Source organism: Methylomonas rhizoryzae (assembly GCF_008632455.1).
In the GTDB taxonomy this organism is placed as follows: domain Bacteria; phylum Pseudomonadota; class Gammaproteobacteria; order Methylococcales; family Methylomonadaceae; genus Methylomonas; species Methylomonas rhizoryzae.
Window position 1 is genome coordinate 2,120,952 of record NZ_CP043929.1, and the last position, 21,945, is coordinate 2,142,896.

A 21,945-nucleotide genomic window follows, 5' to 3' on the forward strand; every position below is an offset into this window, starting at 1 on the left:
AGCCAAATGAAAAGAGGATATTTCGATGCCTACGATGACAATAGATAAATTCAATGCTCGACGATTAGCCCGACTGAAAGCGCGCCGTAAGCTGTGGCTTGATGTTCATTTATATCTCGGTTTATTCGTCGGGGTTATATTGGCTGTTGTCGGTCTAACTGGTGGCATTCTGGTGTTTTATCAGGAAGCTCAGGAAGTCTTGAATCCGGAGTTGGCTATTGTCTTAGTTCCACCCGAAAATCAGAAAAAATTATATGCTTTGGACGAAATTATCGCGGCGGCAGAGTCAGTCAAGCCGCAGGGCGGTCGTCTTTTTAAAGTGTACTATCCCCGCAAGCCGGATGTCGCTTACAAGCTGCTGTACTTCGCCAAGGAGGCACAGCAGGCGAATAACGGCGACGGTTATTATAATTTCGTTGATAACGGTTATTACATCTTCGTTGATCCTTATACGGGTCAGGTCAAAGGTATACAGCTTTGGCATCCCAAGGGACGCTATTGGGGGCGACCCTTGGTTAGTTTCATTATGCAGTTGCATTGGTGTTTGTTGCTAGGCAAAACCGGCAGCATTATCAACGGTATCTTGGCGGCCTTCTCGATTATTTCACTGTTAACGGGTCTGATTGTTTGGTGGCCGCTGACTGGCAAATTCATGCAGGCATTAACCTTCAAGCTTCGGCCAGGGTCTGTACGTTTTAACTTCGATCTGCATAAAACCGTCGGCTTTTACGCAACTATTGTGCTCATGCCTGTATTATTTTCCGGTATTTACATGAATTTGCCAATTCAAATGAATGAACTAGTCAAACTATTTTCACCAGTCAATCGGCCCGATGTATTTAGCACTGTTCCGGCAGAGGTTCACAGCGGCGTGCCGCAAGCGGGTCAACAGCCGATAAATGCCGCGGACGCGGAAGCTATTGTGCAGAAAGGTTATCCGGCCGGTAAATTGTGGATGCTGAATGCACCGAAAAATCGTGAGGACGTCTATGTTGTAATGAAACGTGACCTAACTGAATTAAGCCGGTTTATCGGTTATCGTGATTTCGCTATCGATCAATATAGCGGTGATATTGTTAATATCTATGATAGAGGGACAGGCAGTTTTGGTGATGTTTTTATAGATTGGCAATGGCCATTGCACAGTGGTCATGCTTTCGGTTGGACGGGGCGGATTTTAGTGCTTTTTTCCGGCTTGGCATGCCCGGTTTTGTATGTAACCGGAGTAATTCGATGGCTACAAAAGCGCAAAGCCAAACAACTGAAGAAAGACAAAATAAACTGTCATATTACTGCAGAATATGAAATTGACCAATTAAAACACTGTCGGATATCAACATTTGAATAATGGGTTTTTCAATGTATCAATGTATTCTTTGTCATGGAGATTTGGATGATTCATCTCCATCTATCGTAATGTGTTCTGATTGTGGAATCAGTTATCCTATTATTGACGATATTAATATTTTTCTATTGCCGGATCCTTTTTCATCGTTGCAAGGTTTTGTCATGGAAATGGAAGAAACTCGGCATTCATTTGAAAAAATTATTCGGAATCTGGATGATTTTGAACAATATTATAATGCAATGGATCTATCGGACAGAATAGCGATGACTAAAAATGGGTTGTCAGGGAATACCAGTTTTTTGGAAGAATCCTGTCTACCTATTATGAATTTTTTACAAAACCTGCCTAGTCAAGATAATACCCTGGCTTGGAGCTCTGTAAAATCTGGTTTCACATTTCATGATATGTTGCCTTATTTTTATCAAGATTGGTCAGGGATGCCTGATTTATCTGAAGTAAAAGCTTTATTTAATGGAACTATTGCCCGGCATTGTAAAGATAGAGATTCTGTTGCGGTTTTAGGAGCCGGCGCTTGTGGATTATTATATAGTGTTGCCGAACGCTTTCGAGTGTCTTATGCGGTTGATTTATCTTTACCGACGCTATTAACTGCCAAAAAATTGATCGAAGGTGAGCCGTTGGCTTTTCATTTGGAGAAAGCCGACTGGCAACAGATTAATTTAACACCGCCGGAATCGACAGAAAACGATATTCGTTATATTGTTTCTGACGTCATGAACATGCCGTTTAATAGCGACTCGTTGTCTGTGGTTATTACTCAATATGTGCTCGATATTGTCAGCAATCCGAAACGATTATCAGCAGAAATTTATCGAGTATTGAAGGCAGATGGTTTATGGATCAATTTTTCAAACCCTTTTAAGGTACCAGGAGATCCGACAGAATTAGATCGAAGAAGAATAAATGAATTGCCTGATTTTTTTAGAAAAATGGGGTTTGATGTGGTTGATATGGGGATTGAGCGTTTTAGCTTGCTAAATTTAGAAAAGCTTTTCCCTGAGACTGGAAATACTAAACAGTTGGTGCATTTTTTTACCTTAAGGAAAATTCATACCGAACAGAATTCATTTAATACCGAAAAACCGATTCAACGATTTTTTAGAGCAAATGAAGCTGTTTGGTGTGAAGTACCCAGAATTGTAATGGATCGCGAGTTGTTTTTTGTCAGAAAAAAGTCATTCGATCAACTAGGTCGTGCTAGTGAACATATAGAAATAAGTGTGGCAGGGCAATCGTTTTCTATTCCTTCAGATATTGCGATGTTATTGGAAAAAATATTTGAATATTGTAATGGAAAAAATAATTTAAAAATGTTGCTAAGCATTTTGCAAAAAAATGGAATTTATTTAAATGAAGAAGAATTTTTACAATTGATTTACATGTTAAACGTGCAGCATTACTTAATCGAACTCAATGGATAGGACGGCTTATTATTATCTCGATCCGAAAACTGAAAAAAGCACGCATCCTTGCGCTTCTCGAACTTATTCCAACCCATCCTCCCGCATATGCTGCCGCAAGCTCAGCGGCCGCATGTCTGTCCAAACTTCCTTGATGTAATCCAGACACTTCTGCTTAGGGCCTTTGGGGCCGACGGCTCGCCAGCCGGCGGGAATGTCCTTGTATTCCGGCCAAATGGAATACTGCTCTTCATGATTGATTACGACTTGATAAATAGTGGTGTCTTCTTCGTCCCAACTCATTGTTGTCTCCGGTGTATGAGGTATTAATTCGCCGCATAAAATAGGCTTTAACGGCGTGTATCGGCTGACAGTCGGCTAGACAGATCAATCTACCCTAGCTCGGACTATAGGTTTGCTAAAAAAATAACTTCCCGAAATGACTTTTCCTGTTATGAGCGGCATGTGCATGTGGTCGGATTTTAGGCGCTACGTGGCGTCATCACTTCCGCATCTTTTTTTAATGCGCTGACTGGACTGGTCGTAAGCAGGATGCCCTATCGTTACCTTGCGCAGTTAAGACGACTGACTAGTCCAATGTCCTCAGATGTCGTTTAATTCGAGTTGGCGTCGCTTAAATTGCTGTTTGCAGTGCAATAAGGCCCGCGCCAGCAATTTCTCCACCGCGCTTTCGCTGATCGCCATTTCCTTGGCGACTTCCGGATAGGTCATCCCGTATACCCTGTTTAGGATAAAAGCTTCGCGCGCCCGTTCCGGCAGGCGTTCGACAATGGCAGAAAATATGGCTAGTTTTTCGTCGACTAACGATAGGTGCTCGGTAGACGGCGTTTCCAGTGCCGGCATTAGGGTCGGGTCGGCGTTGTTCTGATATTTTTCGACTACTTTGCGGTGCTTGATGTGGTCGTAAGCTAAATTGCGGGCGGTACGAAATAGAAATCCGCGCGGATGTTCGATGACTTGTTTCTGAATTTCACGCGAAAAGATGATGAAGCATTCTTGAACCAATTCTGCAGCGATTTCGGGACAATCTACGATGCGCGCTAGATGCTGTTGCAGTTCGGCTTGATGGTCTTGATAGATCGATTCTAGGGTCATTGCTCAATTCCTTATGCGGTTGACGGGTGGGCGGCTTAGTTGTTTGCCCCGGATTGCAAGTTGGCGACAGCCTTAATCCCTCTCTTTATCTTGCATTTTATTTTTTCCAGCGCCGGGGTTGTCAACGTAAACTTCACCATCGCTAAAGCAAGCTTTGCGCCAAATGTTAATCATTAGCATTACAGCGACGGAGTTTAAACTCCAAGCTGGTTGTGCCGCTGATTGAGGGATATGACCGGTTTTTATGGCGTTAATTAACATAGTTTATTTCGCTGTCTCGGTTTGGTTAATCCGATTGCAAATCGAACTGGGGGTTTTGTTTCTTATTGCCGTCTTACTCTAAGGCGATGGTGGGCGTGATGCGCCGTTGCTACTGCTTATTTATGAAAGTCATTGTGGGAGCGACGCCCTCGTCGCGACGAAGGCGTCGCTCCCACCGAAAAACTTTCATTTGCCGGGGGGATGCCGCTTTTTCATGAGCGTTAGGATGGTTACAAATTAATTCCCTGTTTCGCGTTGCAAGGATGTTCGCGTTCGTTCTGAGCAAAGTAAGCCCCCTTCGGGCGCGGGGGGGTAACAAGAAACAGGGAAAGGCTGCTATGGAGTTAATCTTGCTGTTTCTTGAGAGCTTGTCGAAAGATGGACGGGAAAATCGGAGCATCCACCGCGCCAAACCGTTCATGCATCGACCGAGCTGGGCACGCACGGTTTGGCAGGAACAGTCATTTCGCGAAGCAATTTTTAGCGAGATCCAGAGAGAAGACCCGTGTTGCTAACGCTTTCAGTAGTAGGGGGCATTAAGGCGTTCTAAGTGCCCAAGATTTTGCTAGCTGAATCCGGTTAAAGCATGAGCGTTGCATCAGTGTTGCGTTTTTTCACGACATAGAGTTTTCGAAAAGAAAATGTGGACATTTTTATGGCGGTCGTCGCCGCTTACCCTTTTGTTTGTCATGTTGACCGGAATCGTCAGCGGTTTGAGCAATGCCGGTTTAATCGCGTTCATTAATGGCGTATTGGCAGGTAAGTCCGAAGTATTTTTCGGTCATGCGGGGTTTGCCGGTCTGGTGGCAGTGGTGTTATTGAGCCGATTCGCCTCTCACTACGGATTGAATCGTTTCAGCACCCGGCTCGTGAAGAACTTGCGGTTACGCATTGCCGGTTTGATATTGCAAGCGCCTTACCCGGTATTGCAAACCATAGGTAAGCCGGCCTTATTGAGCCATTTGACCGAAGACGTGGTCAGCATTGCCGGCGCCAGCGAGTTGTTTCCGGTGATCTGCATCAACTTTGCGATCGTGGCGGGTTGTATGAGCTATTTAACCTGGTTGTCCTGGCAGTTGGCCGCGGTGCTGGCTTCGGCAATCGGTTTCGGCGTTTTGAGCTTCGGTGTATGTAACCGGTTTTCGCAGTGCCGTTTACGCGCGGCTAGGGAGGAATATGACGGACTTAGTCGCGGGTTCAGCGGCTTGACCGAAGGCGTGCGGGAATTGAAGTTACACCGCCGCCGCGCGCAGGGGTTTATGTCCGGCGCGTTGGAAGCGCATGCCGAAGGTTATCGCCGGCATTCCTTGGCGGCAATCGGTCATTTTTTGCTGATCAACCAATGGATACAGTTGTTGTATTACCTGACGATTGCGGCCATTTTGTTTGTGTTTCCGCATTGGCAAGCGCTGAATACGGAGGTCGTCGGCGGCTACGTTTTGGTTTTTCTATTCATGATGTCGCCGTTGACCGTTTTAACCAACAGCATACCGACCTTCGCCAGAGCCAAGGTGGCTTTGCAAAAGGTGACGGCTTTGGAGCGGAGTTTGGCGCAATCTTGCAGTTCGATCAGCGCAGGGATGCCGCAACAGCCCGAGTTTGAACACTTGATATTGAGTGGGGTGACTCACCAGTTTCATAGGGAAAAAGAAAATCGCAGTTTTACCCTGGGACCTATCGATTTAACCATCAGGCCCGGCGAATTAATTTTTTTGGTGGGCGGGAACGGCAGCGGTAAAACCACCTTAGCCATGCTGTTGATGGGGCTATATCATCCGGAACAAGGCGGCGTGTTCTGGAATGGGACGCGGGTGGATGCCGGCAACCGGGATGCGTACATGCAAAACTTTTCGGTCATATTTGCCGATTTCCATTTGTTCGACGAACTGTACGGAATCGATAGCCAACCGCATCAAGCGTTTATCGCCGACTATCTGGAACGTCTACAACTCAATCATAAGGTTGAAATCGCCAACGGGCGCTTTTCCTCGGTAAACTTGTCGCAAGGTCAGCGCAAACGCTTGGCTTTGTTGACCGCTTATTTGGAAGACCGGCCGATTTATATCTTCGACGAATGGGCTGCAGACCAAGACCCGGAATTCAAGCAGATTTTTTATACCGAATTGCTGCCGGCATTAAAGGCGCGCGGTAAAACGGTGGTGGCGATTACCCACGACGACAAATATTTCCGGCTGGCGGACCGTTGCATCAAATTGGAAGACGGGCAAATCGCTGCGATAGAGTATCCGCAGGTGCCGGACGAACGGGCGATTCAGCCGGTCGATCCCGCGCTTGGGGCTTGGTCGGAAATCACTCCCCTCAATTCTTAGGGACGATTTTTCCGACCAAATTCTAAAATGCAAAAGCGGTATTTTATCTCCTCATCCCGGACTACTTTCGGAGTGGAAAGACACTGTCTTTCGCGCGGAAGAGTGACTCTTATCGTTAACTGTTGTTCTCGACAACCATCATGACAAAGACCTACAAAGCCTGGCAAACAGTGTTAGTCGCCGTTGCATGCGCGACCGTTCTGGCGGCCGCAGCCGCCTATCTATGGCTGCGCCAGTCGTTACCTGCAGCGGACGGCGAGCAAGCACTGTCGGGCTTGGTCGAGCCGGTCCGGATCGAAACCGACAACTTGGGCGTACCCAGGATAATTGCAGCCGGCCGTAGCGATGCCGTCCGGGCCTTGGGTTATTTGCATGCCGGGGACCGTCTGTTTCAAATGGATTTGATGCGGCGCAAGAATGCCGGGCGCTTGGCCGAATTGTTCGGTGCTATCGCCGTCGGCAGCGACGTCAAGGCAAGAACCTACGGTTTTAATATGCGCGCCAAGCAGGTGTTGCTTAAATTGCCGGCAGCGCAACGCAGTTATTTGGAAGCTTATGCCGCCGGGGTTAACGACTATCTGCAACGCGCGCGGGCTTTGCCGTTTGAATTCGACGTATTGGCCTACCGGCCGGAGCCTTGGCAGGCGGAGGACAGCTTGCTGGTGATCTTCGGCATGTTCGACAATTTAACCGCCTGGGCGGAACAATACGAGCGCATGCTGACCGTCATGGACCAGGCCTTGCCGGCGGAGGTGGTGACATTTTTAACCCCGGACAGCGACCGTTACACCGACGCCTTGCAACAACATGCGCCGGCGCGGGTACCCTCCGGACCGTTGCCGATAGCGGCCTTGCATGCCTTGCTGAGCGAAAGTTTGCCGGCCGGCCGGGCCTTGGCGCACGCGCCCGAAGAAACTATGCCCGGTTCCAATGCCTGGGCGGTATCCGGCGCCAAAACCGCGGACGGCCGGGCCATCGTTGCCAACGATATGCATCTGGGCATTAACGTTCCCAATATCTGGTATCGGGTACAGCTCGAATACCCCGGCGTGCTGGCCGCCGGCGTGTCTTTGCCGGGAACCCCGTGTTTGGTGGCCGGCAGCAATCAGCATGTGGGCTGGGGCTTGACCAATCTGGCCGGCGATTTTCTGGATTTAGTGTTGCTGGAGGGCGATACGCAACGGGCCGGGCAATACCGGGTCGGCAGCGAATGGCGGAATTTCGAGCAGCGCCGCGAATTGATCCGTATCAAAGGCGAGGCCGATAAAGAATTGCTGGTGGAAGAAAGCCTGTGGGGGCCGGTGGCGCAACAGCCTTTACTGGGTCAAAAAGCGGCGATTCACTGGACGGCTTTGGATGTCGATGCGGTTAATCTGGACATATTGGAGTTGGAACAAGCCGGCGGTCTGCAGCAAGCCATCGCCGTCGCCAACCGGGCAGGCGGTCCGCAATTGAACGTGTTGCTGGCCGACTCCACGGGCCACATCGCCTGGACCCTGACCGGCAAATTGCCGTTACGCCGTTCCGGCGACGGTTCAATCGCCCGCTCGTGGGCCGACGGCGATGCGGCCTGGTCGGGATATCTCGCCGCCGCGGACATGCCGAAAAGCGTCGATCCGGCCGCCGGCTTTTTGCTGTCCGCCAACGATAGGCGCTTTGGGACCGAACTGCCGTATTCGGTGGGACGCAACTTTGCCAGCGGTTATCGGGCTTACCGCATCGATCAGCGCTTGCGGCAAATGAGCCGATTCGACGAATGGTCTTTATTCAATCTGCAGCAGGATACCTACAGCGAGTTTTATACCTATTACCAACAATTGGCGCTTAGCGTATTAACGCCGGATAAAACCGCCGGCAACGCCGAGTTGAACGGCTTGCGCAATTATTTGTTAAGCTGGAACGGTAGGGCCGATACCGATAGCTTGGGTTTGCCGCTGCTGATCGAATTTCGCAAACAATTGATAGCGTCGGTTTTTAGCCCGTTTTTGCAGCGCTGCCGGCAATTGGAACCTGATTTCGAATACAGCTGGAACTATGTCGATACGCCGCTGCAGGCGTTGCTGGACAGCCGTCCTCCGCAATTAGTGCCGGAACCGGCACAACACGATTGGCAAACTTTTATTTTGAGCCAATTGACCGCTGCAGCCGCCAATTTGCAAGCCGCGCATCCGGCTGTAGCATTGGCGGCCCTGAATTGGGGCGAGGTTAACCGGGCCGAGTTTTCCCACCCATTCGCCAAAGCTTTGCCGGCTTTGTCAACGCTGCTGGACATGCCGCGGCAAGCCTTGGCCGGATGCGGCGGCTATTGCGTGCGGGTAACGGGCGCGCGTTTCGGCGCCAGCGAGCGGCTGGTGGTGTCGCCCGGCCGTTTCGCGGAAGGCATTTTGCATATGCCGGGCGGACAATCCGGCCATCCTTTATCCGCTCACTACCGCGATCAGCAGCCCTATTGGCTGACCGGGTTGCCGTTACCGTTCGCGGCCGGAAATTCGGTGCATACCTTGACGTTGCGTCCGCCCGGGACGCAATAGCCCCGCAGGCTGCTTTTCGCCCGGTGCGATTTGGCTAAACTAACCGGGAGTCAAGACCATCAGGCGGGAACGTGAAACGCGGCCCGCGCGAGCGGTGAGGCTCATCGCTAGGGCTTTCAGAGTGAACCAGTAAACGAAGTTAACGATTATGAACAACAATACCGAGCAAACCGATGCGGACGATAGTGTAGACGAGCAGGCGGCCGATTGGTTTGTCCTGTTGCGCTCGGAACGCGTTACCCGAGGCGACGAAGCCGAGTTCTTGCGTTGGTTGGAGCAGGCCGAGGCCCATAAAACTGCGTTTTACGAAATTTGTGAGATGTGGGGCGATGACGCTTTGCTGGAAAGCCTGACCACCAGTGCGGCCCGGCACGCGATAGCACCGGTTAAAAAAAAACGCTGCATTAACACTCGGCCGGTTGTGCCGGCTTTAGCGGCCGGCGTGCTAGTCGCGGCTTTATTGTGGGAGCCGGCGCGGATATATTTCGGCGCGGACTATTCCGTAGCGGTAGGGCAAACCCAGACCGTGCAATTGCAGGACGGTTCTAAAGCGATACTGAATAGCGGGAGCGCGCTGGCGGTAACGATGGATCAGAGTCAGCGCTCGGTGCGCTTGCTGAAAGGCGAAGCCTATTTCGAAGTAAAACCCGATCCCGATCTGCCGTTTGTGGTTCTAGGCCGGCGTTCGGCCACCCGCGTGCTGGGGACGCGCTTCATCGTCGATAGACACGGCGATTCCGACGAAATCAAAGTGTTGGCCGGTCGGGTGGAGGTTGCGGAAAACCGGCGTTGGAAACAACCCGTGGTTTTAAGTTCCGGTCAAGCGGTGACGGTGTCCGCTAACGCCATCGGCGAGCCGCAAAGCTTGTCTTCGACTTTATCCACCTCATGGATCAACGGATTTCTGGTGTATCAAAACGAAACCTTGGAAAACGTCGTCGGAGCCATCGGCCGTTATAGCCGAGCCGTCGTGGTATTTAAAGACGATTCCTTACGCACGCTGAAAATTAACGGCCGGCTGAACATTCGCGACAGCCGCGCCATGTTGGGCACGCTGCAAAGCACCCTGGGATTAAAAATGAGGTTTTGGGGCGACTGGTTGGTGGTGATCGGTTGATCCCGGCAATGCTTCGATGCGTTCCAGTCGTGCCGGCTCCGTTGCCTGTTCCGCGTTTGTCGCCGGCCGGACGGCGCTGTCAGCCCGGACTCGAAGTTTGTGAAAATGTGAAATCCATACCACAATGCTGCTAAGGTAGGGCTAGCTAATTTCCTTACTGCGGTAGAGTTTTCACCTCTTGGTCTCGGTTCGATTGATGGCCAAATACTTCAGCTTATAGAAATGGTGTGCTATGTGGCAGTGGGTTGCGGAATCGTTTGGTTTGAACGGCTTAATCCCCCATGGTTTTTGCATTCAATGGAACCCGGTCTTGCTGTGGACCCTGGTTGCATCCGATTCAGCCATTGTATTGGCGTATTTTTCCATTCCCTATGCGATCTGGCATTTCGTGAAAATGCGGCCGGACATTCATCACCGCAAGTTGTTTGTCCTGTTCGGATTATTCATCGTCGCTTGCGGCGTGACCCACGCCTTTGACGTCATCACCATTTGGCGTCCAACTTATTGGGCGAACGCCTTTGCCAAAGTGTTTACCGCATTGATTTCGCTCAGTACCGCCGTGTTGCTTTGGCGAATCATGCCGGCCGCGCTAGGCCTGCCGTCCACCCGGCAATTGGAACAAGCGAAAGCGGCCCTGGAAACGTTGAATGCGCAATTGGAACAGCGCGTCATCGAACGGACTGAGGCGTTAGCCGGCTCGAATGCGCAATTGCAGACCACATTGCAAGAACTGACAGAGCTCAATCAACTCTTGCATCGAGAAAAAGCGCTCTTGCGCAGCTTGCTCGACAATATACCGGATCATATTTTCATCAAGGCTTGCGACGGAATTTACCTCGATTGTAACCGCGCTTTCAGCGATTTTTGCGGCGTATCGGCCAACGAAGTCATAGGAAAAACGGATCGTGATTTTTATCTTGGCGGCCCATCGGCCGTGCCGGCCAACGACCAAGAGGTTCTTAACGCTGCAAGCGCAATCGTCAGCGAAGAATGGCTGGTGTCGTCCGGCGGCGTGCACTGTTGTTTCGAGACCTTAAGAATTCCCTTTCGTGACGGCCGGGACGGCGTATTGGGGCTTATCGGCGTTAGGCGCAACATTACCGAACGCAAGCACGCGGACCTCAAATTGCAATTGGCCGGCAAAGTATTCAGTCATGCGCGCGAAGGTATCATGATCACCGATGCCGGCGGCGCCATCCTCGAAGTCAACGAAACTTTCAGCCGGATCACGGGTTATAGCCGCGACGAGGTGCTCGGCAAAAACCCGCGCGTCATGCAATCCGGCCGGCACAATGCGGACTTTTACGCCGCAATGTGGCAGGCATTGCAGGAAAAAGGCCATTGGTACGGCGAAATTTGGAACCGGCACAAATCCGGCACCGTGTTTGCCGAAATGTTGACTATTAGCGCAGTCAACGACGCTGCCGGCAAAATCCAAAATTACGTGGCCTTGTTCACCGACATTACCCAGATGAAGGAACACCAGTTTCAACTGGAATATATTGCCCATTACGACGCATTGACCAACCTGCCGAACCGGGTGTTGTTGTCCGATCGCCTGGAACAGGCAATGATGGCCAACCATCGCCGCCATTGCATCTTGGCTGTGGTGTATTTGGATCTGGACGGATTCAAAGCGGTCAACGATAGTTACGATCATCATATCGGCGACGAATTGTTGATTGTGGTATCGCAACGCATGAAAGCTACGCTACGCGACGGCGACACGTTAGCCAGAATCGGCGGCGACGAATTTGTCGGCATTTTGGTCGATCTGGAGCAAATCGACGATTGCGAACCGATCCTGCAGCGATTATTACAAGCGGCTGCGCAACCGGTGTGGGTCAACGAAATGTCGTTGCAGGTCTCGGCCAGCATCGGCGTGACTTTTTATCCGCAGGACGAGGTCGATGCCGACCAGTTGATCCGCCACGCGGACCAAGCCATGTACATTGCGAAACAAAGCGGAAAAAACCGTTACCATTTTTTCGACATAGAGCGCGACGCGGCACTCAAAACCCGGCAGGAACGCTTGCAAGACATTCGTCAGGCTTTGGACAGCAATGCCTTGCGGTTGTATTACCAGCCTAAGGTCAATTTATTGACCGGCGGCGTGGTCGGTGCGGAGGCCTTGATTCGCTGGCAGCATCCCGAGCGCGGCTTAATCTTGCCGGCGGACTTTTTGCCGGTCGTTGAAAATCACCCGCTTAGTGTGGAACTGGGCGAGTGGGTGATTTGCACGGCACTCGGCCAAATCCGCGCCTGGCGCGAAATCGGTCTGGATTTGCCGGTTAGCGTTAACTTGGGGGCCAGGCAATTTCAGCAAGCGGATTTCGTTTGCCGGCTCTCGGGCTTACTGGCCCAATTTCCCGACGTGCCGCCGTCTTCGTTGGAGCTGGAAGTATTGGAGACCAGTGCGCTGGAGGATTTGGCAGCGGTATCGGAAAAAATCAAAACCTGCCGGGAAATGGGGGTGCGGTTTGCACTGGACGATTTCGGAACCGGATTCTCGTCGCTGACCTATTTACGTCATCTGCCGGTCGACACCTTAAAAATCGATCAGAGTTTCATTCGCGACATGCTGAACGACAAAGACGATCTGGCCATAGTCAACAGCGTAATCGGCCTTGCGGATACCTTTAACCGGCAGGTTATCGCAGAAGGCGTGGAAACTCAGCGGCATGCGGAGCGCTTGCTGGCCCTGGGCTGCCATTTGGCCCAAGGCTACGGCCTCGCCAAACCGATGAGCGCCGAACAACTGCCCGGCTGGGCGGTGCAGTGGCGCGCGCATTATCTTGCCCAAGGTGTCAGCGCGCCGGCAGAAGGGCCGCAAACATAGCGCAAATCAGAGGCCGAACGAAGCGGGCATGCATCCGTCAAGTGTCCGGAGTTTGATTCTCTAAAAAAGTGTTCAAGTCAATCGGCTTATTTGCGACTAACACGAAACGGCGTCAGGTTCGCACCAAACGGGATGTGCCCGGTATAATCCGGATTTTGTTTTGATAATCGTCCAATCATGAGTAGCGTAAATACCGAGAAATTATCCAGCGCCCGTTTTGCCGAAGCCACTGACGCATTCGTGGAGGAATTCACCGCCTCGGTGAGTTTCGATCAACGCATGGCGCTGCAGGATATTCAAGGTTCGCTGGCGCATGCGGCCATGTTGCATAAGATCGGCATTTTGAGCGACGCCGAGTTGGCCGCTATTCGGCAAGGCATGGCGCAAATTCAAGCGGAAATTGCGCACGGTGACTTCGTTTGGTCTATCAAGCAAGAAGATGTGCATATGAACGTCGAGGCGCGCTTGACCGATTTGATCGGCATCGCCGGCAAAAAATTGCATACCGGCCGCTCCCGTAACGACCAGGTCGCTACCGACATTCGCCTGTATCTGCGTGATGAAATAGCGGCAATTATGAGGCAATTGGAGCGCCTGCAAACCGCATTGCTGGATAAAGCCGAACAGGAAGCCGCTACCATCATGCCGGGCTTCACCCATTTGCAGGTCGCGCAACCCGTGACGTTCGGCCATCATTTAATGGCTTGGTTCGAAATGTTGGCCCGCGACAAAGAACGTCTGCACGATTGCGTCAAACGCATCAACGTGATGCCTTTGGGGGCCGCGGCGCTGGCTGGTACCAGTTATCCGATAGACCGCTATATGACTGCCGATTTGCTAGGGTTTTCCCGTCCGTCCAACAACTCCTTGGATTCGGTCAGCGACCGCGATTTCGCCATCGAATTTTGCGCGGCGGCAAGTCTGATCATGTTGCATTTGTCGCGCTTTTCCGAGGAGCTGGTGTTATGGGCCAGCGCTCAGTTCGACTTCATCGATATTCCGGACGCTTTTTGTACCGGTTCCTCCATCATGCCGCAGAAAAAAAATCCGGACGTGCCCGAGTTGGTGCGCGGCAAATCCGGGCGGGTGACCGGACATTTGATGTCGCTGTTGATGCTGATGAAAAGCCAGCCTTTGGCCTATAACAAGGACAATCAGGAAGACAAAGAGCCCTTGTTCGATACGGTCGATACCTTAATGAATTGTTTGCGGGCGTTTGCCGATATGGTGCCGCACGTGCAAGCCAAGCGTGAAAATATGTACCGTTCGGCGAAACGCGGTTTTGCCACGGCGACCGACCTTGCCGATTATCTGGTGCGCAAGGGCATGGCGTTTCGGGATGCCCACGAGGTAGTCGGTCAGGCGGTGCGCTTGGGTTTGGATAGCGAACGCGATTTGTCCGAATTAAGTTTGCCGGAACTGCAAGGCTTTTCTCAGACTATCGGTCCTGAGGTTTTTGATATTTTGACGCTGGAAGGTTCGGTCGCTTTGCGAAATCACATAGGCGGTACTGCCCCGGAACAAGTCAGAAAAGCGATAACGGCCGCACGCGCGTCAATGTCAGCGGCGTTCGGTTAAGAACTTTTTAAGCCGGCACGCGCACACTCTTGCTCAAAATAAATCCTAACGAGAAGGAGAGTGACATGTTAAAAATCGTTTTAATGTTTACCGCCGTGGTGTCGTTGATTTTTTCCGCCTGGGCCAGCGCCGACGGGGGTGGCCACCATCACGGTCATCACCATGGACATCACCATGGTCACCACGGCCACCATCACAATCATTGGCGTCACCATGGCGGAGTAGTTCGCGAATATGTTCCGGTAGAACGCGTGTATTATGGTGCGCCGGTGCCTTATTATGCGCCGCCGGTCGTTCAATATGCGCCGGTTCCGATACCCGCTCCGCGGATCGGTTATTACGACCAACGCACCGGCACCGGTCTGGTGGGCGGTGTAGTCGGTGGGGTAGTCGGTTATGAATTGGGTGGGGGCGACCCTTTGGCGACCGGTATCGGTGCGGCGGCCGGCGCATTGATCGGTAACGGCGGCTATCGGTAATACGGTTGGCTTGCCGAGGCGGTTGCCTGCGAAAGCGACTCAACTGATCGGCTGTTTTGTCCGGCTACCGGTGCTGGAAAAAGCTCGCAGGGCGTCATCTGCGGTTCTTTTTCCAGCTTTGTCGCTGAACAAAAATTCGGCGACATTCGGGGATGTTTATTTAAGGCAATCGCCTTAGCTCAATGCGTTTCGGATGTTGAAAGTTACATGTCTTTCAGCATCTTCTTCATCCGATAGAGCGTGTCTAACGCTTGACGCGGACTCAAATTGTCCGGTTCAAGCTGTTCCAGTAACACTACGGCCGGATGGCATTCCCGGCTGGTGAACAAATCGAATTGGTCGATTTCGCTACGCTCCTGCTGTTCGATATAAGCCGTGTTTTCCAGTTGCGCCAGCTTGTGTTTGGCATTGATTATCACCGCTTGCGGCACGCCGGCGAGCGCTGCGACCTGCAGGCCGTAGCTCTGGCTGGCCGGGCCGTCCTTGATTGCGTGCAAAAACACGATCTTGTCGCCGTGCTCCATCGCATCCAGATGAATATTGTGAATGCCGGTTTGCTCCTCGGCCAGCGTGGTCAGTTCGAAATAGTGGGTCGCGAACAGGGTAAAGGCTTTGACGTGGCGCGCCAGGTAATCGGCGCAGGCCCAGGCCAGCGACAAGCCGTCGAATGTGCTGGTGCCGCGGCCGATTTCGTCCATCAAAATCAGACTGTTGGCGCTGGCGTTATGCAGGATGTTGGCGGTTTCCGACATTTCCACCATGAAGGTAGAGCGGCCGCTGGCCAAGTCGTCGGAGGCGCCGATGCGGGTGAAGATTTTGTCGATCGGCCCGCAACTCAAAGATTGCGCCGGCACGTAGCAGCCGATGTGGGCCAGCAACACGATCAGCGCCGCTTGGCGCATGTAGGTCGATTTACCGCCCATGTTAGGACCGGTGATGACCAGCATGCGCCGCTCGCCGGAAAAATCCAGGTCGTTGGCGACGAAGGGAATGCTTGACAGTTGCTCGACCACCGGATGGCGGCCGGCGACGATGTGGATGCCGGGCTCCTGGGTCAACACCGGCTGGGTCCAGTTCAGGGTTTCGGCGCGCTCGGCAAAGTTGACCAGCACGTCGAGCTCGGCCAACGCGCTTGCACATTGTTGCAAATCCAGCAAGGCTTCGCCCAGCGTGCCCAGCAAGTCGTCGTACAGGGCTTTTTCGAAAGCCAGCGATTTCTCCCGCGCGCTCAGCACCTTGTCCTCGAACGACTTCAATTCCGGCGTGATGTAGCGCTCGGCGCCCTTCAGCGTTTGTTTGCGGGTGTAATGTACCGGCACCTTGTCAGCCTGGGCGTTGGAAATTTCGATGTAATAGCCATGCACCCGGTTGTAATTGACCTTGAGGTTGGCGATACCGGTCGCTTGGCGCTCGCGTTGTTCCATGTCGATCAAGAATTGGTCGGCGTTCTGGCTCAGGTTGCGCAGTTCGTCCAGTTCGGCGTTGAAGCCTGGCGCGATGACGCCGCCGTCGCGGATCAAGACCGGTGGATTGTCGATGATGGCGCGTTGCAGCAGATCGACCAATTCGGGGTGTTCTTTGAGTTGCTGGCGTAAGGCTTCCAAATGAGGATTGTCGCTGCCGGCCAGTTTTTGTTGCAGCTCAGGAAGCACCGCCAAGGTTAGGCGCAGGGTCAACAGGTCGCGCGGTCTGGCCGATTTCAACGCAATCCGCGAGCTGATGCGCTCGATGTCGCCGACTTGGCGCAGGCTGGTTTGCAAATCGCGGTACAGCTCGTGGTCGATCAGGCTGGCGATGCAGGCGTAACGGCCGTTGACTACGGCCTGGTCGCGCAACGGCCGATGCAGCCAGCGCCGCAAACAGCGGCTGCCCATCGCGGTGGCGGTCTTGTCCAACACGCCGAGCAAAGTGTATTGCAGTTGGCCGCTGGGGTGGCTGTCCAACTCCAGATTGCGGCGGCTGGCGGCGTCCAGGCTGATGCTGTCGTCGGCGTGCTCGACGGCGATGCCCTGGATGTGGGGCAGGGCGTTGAACTGGGTGTCGCGCACGTATTGCAGCAAACAGCCGGCCGCGCAAATCGCCGCCGGCAGCTGCTCGCAACCGAAGCCCTTCAAGTCGTGGCAGTTGAATTGCTTCAAAATCAATTGCCGGCAACTGTCCAAATCAAAATGCCAGGGCGGCCGCTTGCACAGGCCCTTGCGCTCTTTGATGGCAGCCGGTAAGGCCAGATCTTCGCTGAACAAGAGCTCGGCCGGATTCAAGCGCTCGATTTCCGCCAGCAATTGGCTGTCGTTTTCCAGTTGTTGCAACACGAACTTGCCGCTGCTCAAATCCAGGCAGGCCAGCCCAATCGATTTGTCGAAGTGGGCCAAGGCTAGCAACAGGTTATCCTTGCGGTCTTCCAGCAGAGCCTCGTCGGTGACCGTGCCGGGCGTGACGATGCGCACCACCTTGCGCTCGACCGGTCCCTTGGATTTGGCGGGGTCGCCGATCTGCTCGCAAATAGCGATCGATTCGCCCTGTTTCAGCAAGCGGGCGATGTAATTTTCGGCAGCATGATACGGAATGCCGGCCATCGGAATCGGCGCCCCGGCCGATGCGCCGCGCGCGGTCAAGGTGATGTCCAACAATTGCGCGGCGCGCTTGGCGTCGTTGTAAAACAGCTCGTAAAAATCGCCCATCCGATAAAACAACAATATCTCGGGATGCTGTGCCTTGATGCGCAGGTATTGTTGCATCATGGGGGTGTGTTGTGTTTTATCGTCTTGCTTGGTGCCTTGTATTTTCTGGGTGTTCATTTATAAGAATATGATATATAAGTAATATTTCGTATTTTCTGTTGTCATTTCATTGTCGACACTTACCCGCACTTTACCGGTTGGTATGGTTTTTAGTATGGTTTTTTTCGGGTGATACTCGCGCCATTATTCGTTACAGGAAACCCATGCCAAAATGGAACCGCTAAAGCTTTGCTACCTGGACAGCATATGGCTTTTGCTGATTACCCTGGACTGCATTTGTCTTGCCATGGTAGGGGTGAGAACTTGGTTTTATAGATACAGAAGCAGCGTTGGTGGGTGCCTTCTATGTCATTTCCATCAGCTATTGTCGCCTTGGAGGCTTTGAAAAACCAGCGTGGTTCTGGCGGGTTCTACATTAGAAGCAAAGCAAGCGAAATCAAAGGTAAAAGCCTTAGCGTTAAAACAAGAGGCGGCAAATTCTGAAAACGCTTATACAGTACGCGTGCTGTGCGATGAATATTTAGCCGGACATGTTTGCCGTCACAGAGCCCCAAAAGGCTCAGCTGAAATTACAAGACCTAAATTGACTGCGGCTTATTGAGCGCCGCATGATTTACGACGTATATCACCCACCTTGTTGGTTGAGTTAGACAAAAGCACCGATTAATTAGAGTCGTTTAAACCGTAAGGAAAGTCGCTTGGACAAACTAACCCTCAGCGAACGCGATATCTGCACCAAATTCATCACGCCAGCGATCCAGCAAGCAGGCTGGCAGCAGCATCAATTTCGTGAAGAAGTGCAACTTACCGATGGCCGCGTCATGGTGCGCGGCAAACTGGCGGCACGGATCAAAAATCCCGAGGTCAAGGGTGGGCCAAAACGAGCCGATTATGTGCTGTATGCAAAACCCAATCTTCCCATAGCGGTTATAGAAGCCAAACAGGCTAAATTTTCAGTAGGGCATGGCATGCAGCAGGCTCTGGCTTATGCCGAATTACTGGATGCCCCGTTTGCCATCAGCAGTAACGGTAACGGGTTTCTGCTCCACGATCGCACGGGACTCACTCAGCCCGTGGAGCGAGAACTTGCCCTGGAGCAGTTTCCCAGTCAGGATGAACTATGGGCCGTGCATCAACAATGGAAAGGCTTATGTGCCTACGGCCCGCTTTCCTTTTCTGTCAACATTGTCGCTTGCTAGGTGCCGAAAGACCAGCCGCACTATTTCGCGCCAACCATTTGACCCAATTTGACCAGTGCCTGATTGAGCCGCTCGTCCCAATCGACCGCGCAGTTGAGGCGGATAAAGTTGCGGTATTTTTGCGTGGCCGAGAATATCGGACCGGGCGCGATGCTGATGTCTTGCGGCAACGCCCGCCGGCTCAGCGCCGTTGCATCGACGCTTTCGGGCAGTTCCACCCATAGCACGAAACCGCCCGCCGGCTGGGTGACCCGAGTGCCCGGCGGAAAATAAGCGCCGATGGCCGCCGTCATGCGTTCCACCGCTTGCCGGTATTGGTTGCGCACTTGGCGCAGGTGGCGCTCATAGCCGCCTGCGGCCAGCATGTCCGCGACTGCCAATTGCACAAGGGTTGGCGTCGCCAGATTGCTGACGTATTTCAGATACTCGGTTTGCTCATGCAACGGCCTTGCCACCAGCCAGCCCACCCGCATACCGGGACTCAGCGATTTGGAAAACGACGAGCAATACAATACCCGCTCCTCGTTATCCCAACTTTTCGCCGGCGACGGCCGTTGCAGGCCGAACCCCAGGTCGCCGTAGACGTCGTCCTCGATCAGCACAATCCGGTTGCGATTGACCAGTTCGACGAGGGCGCGCTTGCGCTCATTGCTCATGCAATAGCCCAAGGGGTTACTGTAGTTGGGCACCGCAATGCAGGCCTTGATCGGCCATTGCTCGCAGGCCAGTTGCAGGGCGTCCAGTGCGATGCCGTCGCGCGGATGGGTGGGAATTTCGATCGCACGTAGCGACAGTGATTCGATGATTTGCAATAGCCCGTAAAAGGTCGGCGATTCGATGGCTACGATGTCGCCGGGTCGGGTGGCGGCTCTTAAGGCTAGCGTTATCGCTTCCTGACAGCCATTGGTGATCAGGATGTCATTGGGGTCCACAGGACAGCCATGTTCCGACATGCGTCGGGCGATTTGCCGGCGCAATTCCGGCGCGCCCGGCGGGAATTCGTAATGGGCGAGGCGCTGGCCGTAGCGGCGGGCCACGCTAGCCGAGATTTGCGCCATTTTCCGGGTCGGCAGAAACGCCGCCGCCGGCACTGCCGCGCCCAATTGCACGATTTTCGGATTGTTGGCGGCCTTGATTAGCCGTAATACCAGCTCTTGCCCGGTCACCAGCGTCGGTTCGCGCGGCGGCGCCGACATGGCCGGTTCCTGCAGCGGCGAACGTGTGCGGGCTCTGACGTAGTAGCCGGAGCGCTGGCGCGCCTCGATATGGCCCTGATCTTCCAGCCGTCGCAACGCGCTGACTGCCGTCGCGGTACTGACCCGGTGCTGTTGGCTGAGCTGGCGCACGCTGGGCATACGTTCGCCCGGCCGGTACAGGTTTTGGGCGATGGCATTCAGCAAATGCTCGGCGAGGTTTTCGTAGCGTAGGTTCATGGGTGCTTGCAATACAGTTTGGACGCGGCGCCATGGCTACAGTATGCCTGGGTGTTAAACTGTATCGATATAATTAAGCCTTATTGCATCTGTAGTGGTTGTGGCATTTTAGTCTAAAGTGGTGCCTCCTTTAAACACCGGTAAAATACACTCAGGAGAATACGATGACTGACCGCGCCATATGCTGGTTGAACGGCCAACTGCTGCCTGCCGAACGCGCCGGAATTCCGGTCAACGACCACGGCCTGCTGTACGGCGACGGCGTGTTCGAAGGCATACGCTTTTACAAGCGTCGCGCCTTTCGCCTGCCGCAACATTTACAGCGTCTGCAGTTGTCGGCACGGGCGATTGCGTTGCAAATTCCGCTGTCAGCCGCCGAATTGATCGCGGCCATCGAAGGGCTGATCGCGGCGTTCGCCGAGGACGACGGCTACATCCGCTTGATGGTCACGCGCGGCGCCGGCCCGTTGGGCTTGAATCCCAAGAGCTGCGCATCGCCCAATGTCATTGCCATTGCCGACCAATTGACGATGATGGACATCGGCCAACAACAGGCCGGTGCGCGGCTGATCGTATCGTCGGTGCGCCGCTTGCCGGCCGACGGCCTCGATCCGCGCATCAAGAGCCTGAATTATTTGAACCACATTCTCGCCAAAATCGAAGCCAACCATGCCGGCGCCGACGAGGCGCTGCTGCTCAATGGCCAAGGCCGGGTCGCGGAAGGCAGCGCCGATAACGTGTTTATCGTACGAGACGGCCTTTTGCTGACGCCGCCGTGCAGCGAAGGGGCGCTGGAAGGTATCACCCGCGAATTGGTGTTAGAGTTGGCGCGGGCCAACGGCATCGAAGCTAACGAACAGCCGTTGGGCGTGTACGATTTGTACGCGGCCGATGAATGTTTCCTGACCGGCACCGGCGCGGAGCTGATTCCGGTCGCCAGCATTGACTGCCGGCCGTTGCCCGATTGCCCGGGACCGACGTTCCGCCGTTTGCGGCAGGCCTTTGTTGAAACCATAGCCGCCGAGTGCAGGGGAGCCTGATGAATTTGCCGGAACATTTTGCCTTGCAGGCCCGTTACAGCCAGTGGGTTAACCGGCGCCTCTACGACGCTTGCGCGACCTTGGCGGACGCCGAACGCAAACGCGATAGGGGTGTGTTTTTCGGTTCGATTCACGGCACCTGGAATCATTTGCTGCTGGGCGACCGGCTGTGGCTGGCGCGCTTGCAGGATCAGCCCGCGCCTTACCAACGCTTGGATTTGCAACTTTACAACGATTTCGCCGAGCTGCGCGCCGCGCAAAGCGCCAGCGATGAGGCCTTGCTGGATTTGATTCAATGCTTGGGAGTTGACGACTTGCAACGACGCATTGCGTTCCGTAGCCTGTCCACCGGGCAAGACAAGGTATTGGCCGTGACCACCCTGTTGACCACTTTATTCATCCACAAAACCCACCATCGCGGTCAAATCACCGCGCTGTTGAGTCAAAGCGGTTGCAATTACGGTGACATAGATTTCATCTGCGCGCCGTTTGTCGATTATTAAGTCAGCACT

At 53.4% G+C, this 21,945-nt stretch carries 15 protein-coding genes and 1 pseudogene; 11 read left to right on the forward strand and 5 right to left on the reverse strand.

Translation table 11 applies throughout. The features are described 5' to 3' along the window. Positions 1-25 precede the first annotated feature (25 nt). Both F1E05_RS09650 and F1E05_RS09655 read left to right on the forward strand, forming a co-directional pair. A complete protein-coding gene (locus F1E05_RS09650; protein WP_150048090.1) occupies positions 26-1,348 on the forward strand; it encodes a PepSY-associated TM helix domain-containing protein in 1,323 nt (440 codons plus the stop codon). After that, a complete protein-coding gene (locus F1E05_RS09655; RefSeq protein ID WP_150048091.1) occupies positions 1,348-2,790 on the forward strand; it encodes a methyltransferase domain-containing protein in 1,443 nt (480 codons plus the stop codon). The genes F1E05_RS09650 and F1E05_RS09655 overlap by 1 nt, the downstream gene beginning before the upstream one ends. A 63-nt stretch (positions 2,791-2,853) precedes the next feature. Here F1E05_RS09655 and F1E05_RS09660 read toward each other — a convergent pair whose 3' ends face one another. From F1E05_RS09660 to F1E05_RS09670, 3 genes are all read right to left on the reverse strand, one after another. Further along, positions 2,854-3,072 (reverse strand): MbtH family protein, encoded by a 219-nt coding sequence (locus F1E05_RS09660; RefSeq protein WP_150048092.1) that lies wholly within the window; start codon positions 3,070-3,072, stop codon positions 2,854-2,856. A 300-nt stretch (positions 3,073-3,372) separates the two neighbouring features. Then, positions 3,373-3,885 carry an RNA polymerase sigma factor gene (locus F1E05_RS09665; protein ID WP_150048093.1) on the reverse strand — a complete coding sequence of 171 codons (513 nt, stop codon included), beginning with the start codon at positions 3,883-3,885 and terminating at the stop codon, positions 3,373-3,375. Between the two features lie 72 nt (positions 3,886-3,957). Continuing rightward, complete coding sequence (locus F1E05_RS09670; protein WP_150048094.1) at positions 3,958-4,146, reverse strand: hypothetical protein; 189 nt, start codon at positions 4,144-4,146, stop codon at positions 3,958-3,960. A 641-nt stretch (positions 4,147-4,787) separates the two neighbouring features. On the opposite strand from F1E05_RS09670, the gene F1E05_RS09675 reads away from it, so the two are divergent. The 6 genes from F1E05_RS09675 (at position 4,788) to F1E05_RS09700 (ending at position 15,020) form a co-directional block, all read left to right on the forward strand. Beyond that, positions 4,788-6,476, forward strand: coding sequence for a cyclic peptide export ABC transporter (locus F1E05_RS09675; protein ID WP_150048095.1), 1,689 nt, complete (start codon positions 4,788-4,790; stop codon positions 6,474-6,476). A gap of 140 nt (positions 6,477-6,616) precedes the next feature. Next, on the forward strand, positions 6,617-9,007 hold the full coding sequence (locus F1E05_RS09680) for a penicillin acylase family protein (protein WP_150048096.1): 2,391 nt from the start codon (positions 6,617-6,619) through the stop codon (positions 9,005-9,007). A gap of 148 nt (positions 9,008-9,155) precedes the next feature. Further along, a complete protein-coding gene (locus F1E05_RS09685; protein WP_150048097.1) occupies positions 9,156-10,124 on the forward strand; it encodes a FecR family protein in 969 nt (322 codons plus the stop codon). 262 nt (positions 10,125-10,386) lie between these two features. After that, on the forward strand, positions 10,387-12,963 hold the full coding sequence (locus tag F1E05_RS09690) for an EAL domain-containing protein (RefSeq protein ID WP_232056837.1): 2,577 nt from the start codon (positions 10,387-10,389) through the stop codon (positions 12,961-12,963). A 177-nt stretch (positions 12,964-13,140) separates the two neighbouring features. Further along, on the forward strand, positions 13,141-14,541 hold the full coding sequence (argH, locus tag F1E05_RS09695) for an argininosuccinate lyase (protein WP_150048099.1): 1,401 nt from the start codon (positions 13,141-13,143) through the stop codon (positions 14,539-14,541). Between the two features lie 65 nt (positions 14,542-14,606). After that, positions 14,607-15,020 (forward strand): hypothetical protein, encoded by a 414-nt coding sequence (locus tag F1E05_RS09700; protein ID WP_150048100.1) that lies wholly within the window; start codon positions 14,607-14,609, stop codon positions 15,018-15,020. A gap of 203 nt (positions 15,021-15,223) precedes the next feature. Here the strand turns inward: F1E05_RS09700 and mutS are convergent, their stop codons facing one another. After that, the gene (mutS, locus tag F1E05_RS09705; RefSeq protein ID WP_150048101.1) at positions 15,224-17,818 is read right to left on the reverse strand and encodes a DNA mismatch repair protein MutS; all 2,595 of its coding nucleotides are present in this window, start codon (positions 17,816-17,818) and stop codon (positions 15,224-15,226) included. A 641-nt stretch (positions 17,819-18,459) separates the two neighbouring features. Between mutS and F1E05_RS09710 the strand changes: the two are divergent. Then, positions 18,460-18,912, forward strand: a pseudogene (locus F1E05_RS09710) (type I restriction endonuclease); the annotation flags it as partial. A 68-nt stretch (positions 18,913-18,980) separates the two neighbouring features. Here F1E05_RS09710 and F1E05_RS09715 read toward each other — a convergent pair. Further along, positions 18,981-20,393, reverse strand: coding sequence for an aminotransferase-like domain-containing protein (locus F1E05_RS09715; protein ID WP_150048102.1), 1,413 nt, complete (start codon positions 20,391-20,393; stop codon positions 18,981-18,983). A 164-nt stretch (positions 20,394-20,557) separates the two neighbouring features. Here F1E05_RS09715 and ilvE point away from each other — a divergent pair, with 164 nt between their 5' ends. Continuing rightward, the gene (gene ilvE / locus F1E05_RS09720) at positions 20,558-21,433 is read left to right on the forward strand and encodes a branched-chain-amino-acid transaminase (protein ID WP_150048103.1); all 876 of its coding nucleotides are present in this window, start codon (positions 20,558-20,560) and stop codon (positions 21,431-21,433) included. Beyond that, a complete protein-coding gene (locus F1E05_RS09725) occupies positions 21,433-21,936 on the forward strand; it encodes a DinB family protein (protein ID WP_150048104.1) in 504 nt (167 codons plus the stop codon). The genes ilvE and F1E05_RS09725 overlap by 1 nt, the downstream gene beginning before the upstream one ends. Positions 21,937-21,945 lie beyond the last annotated feature (9 nt).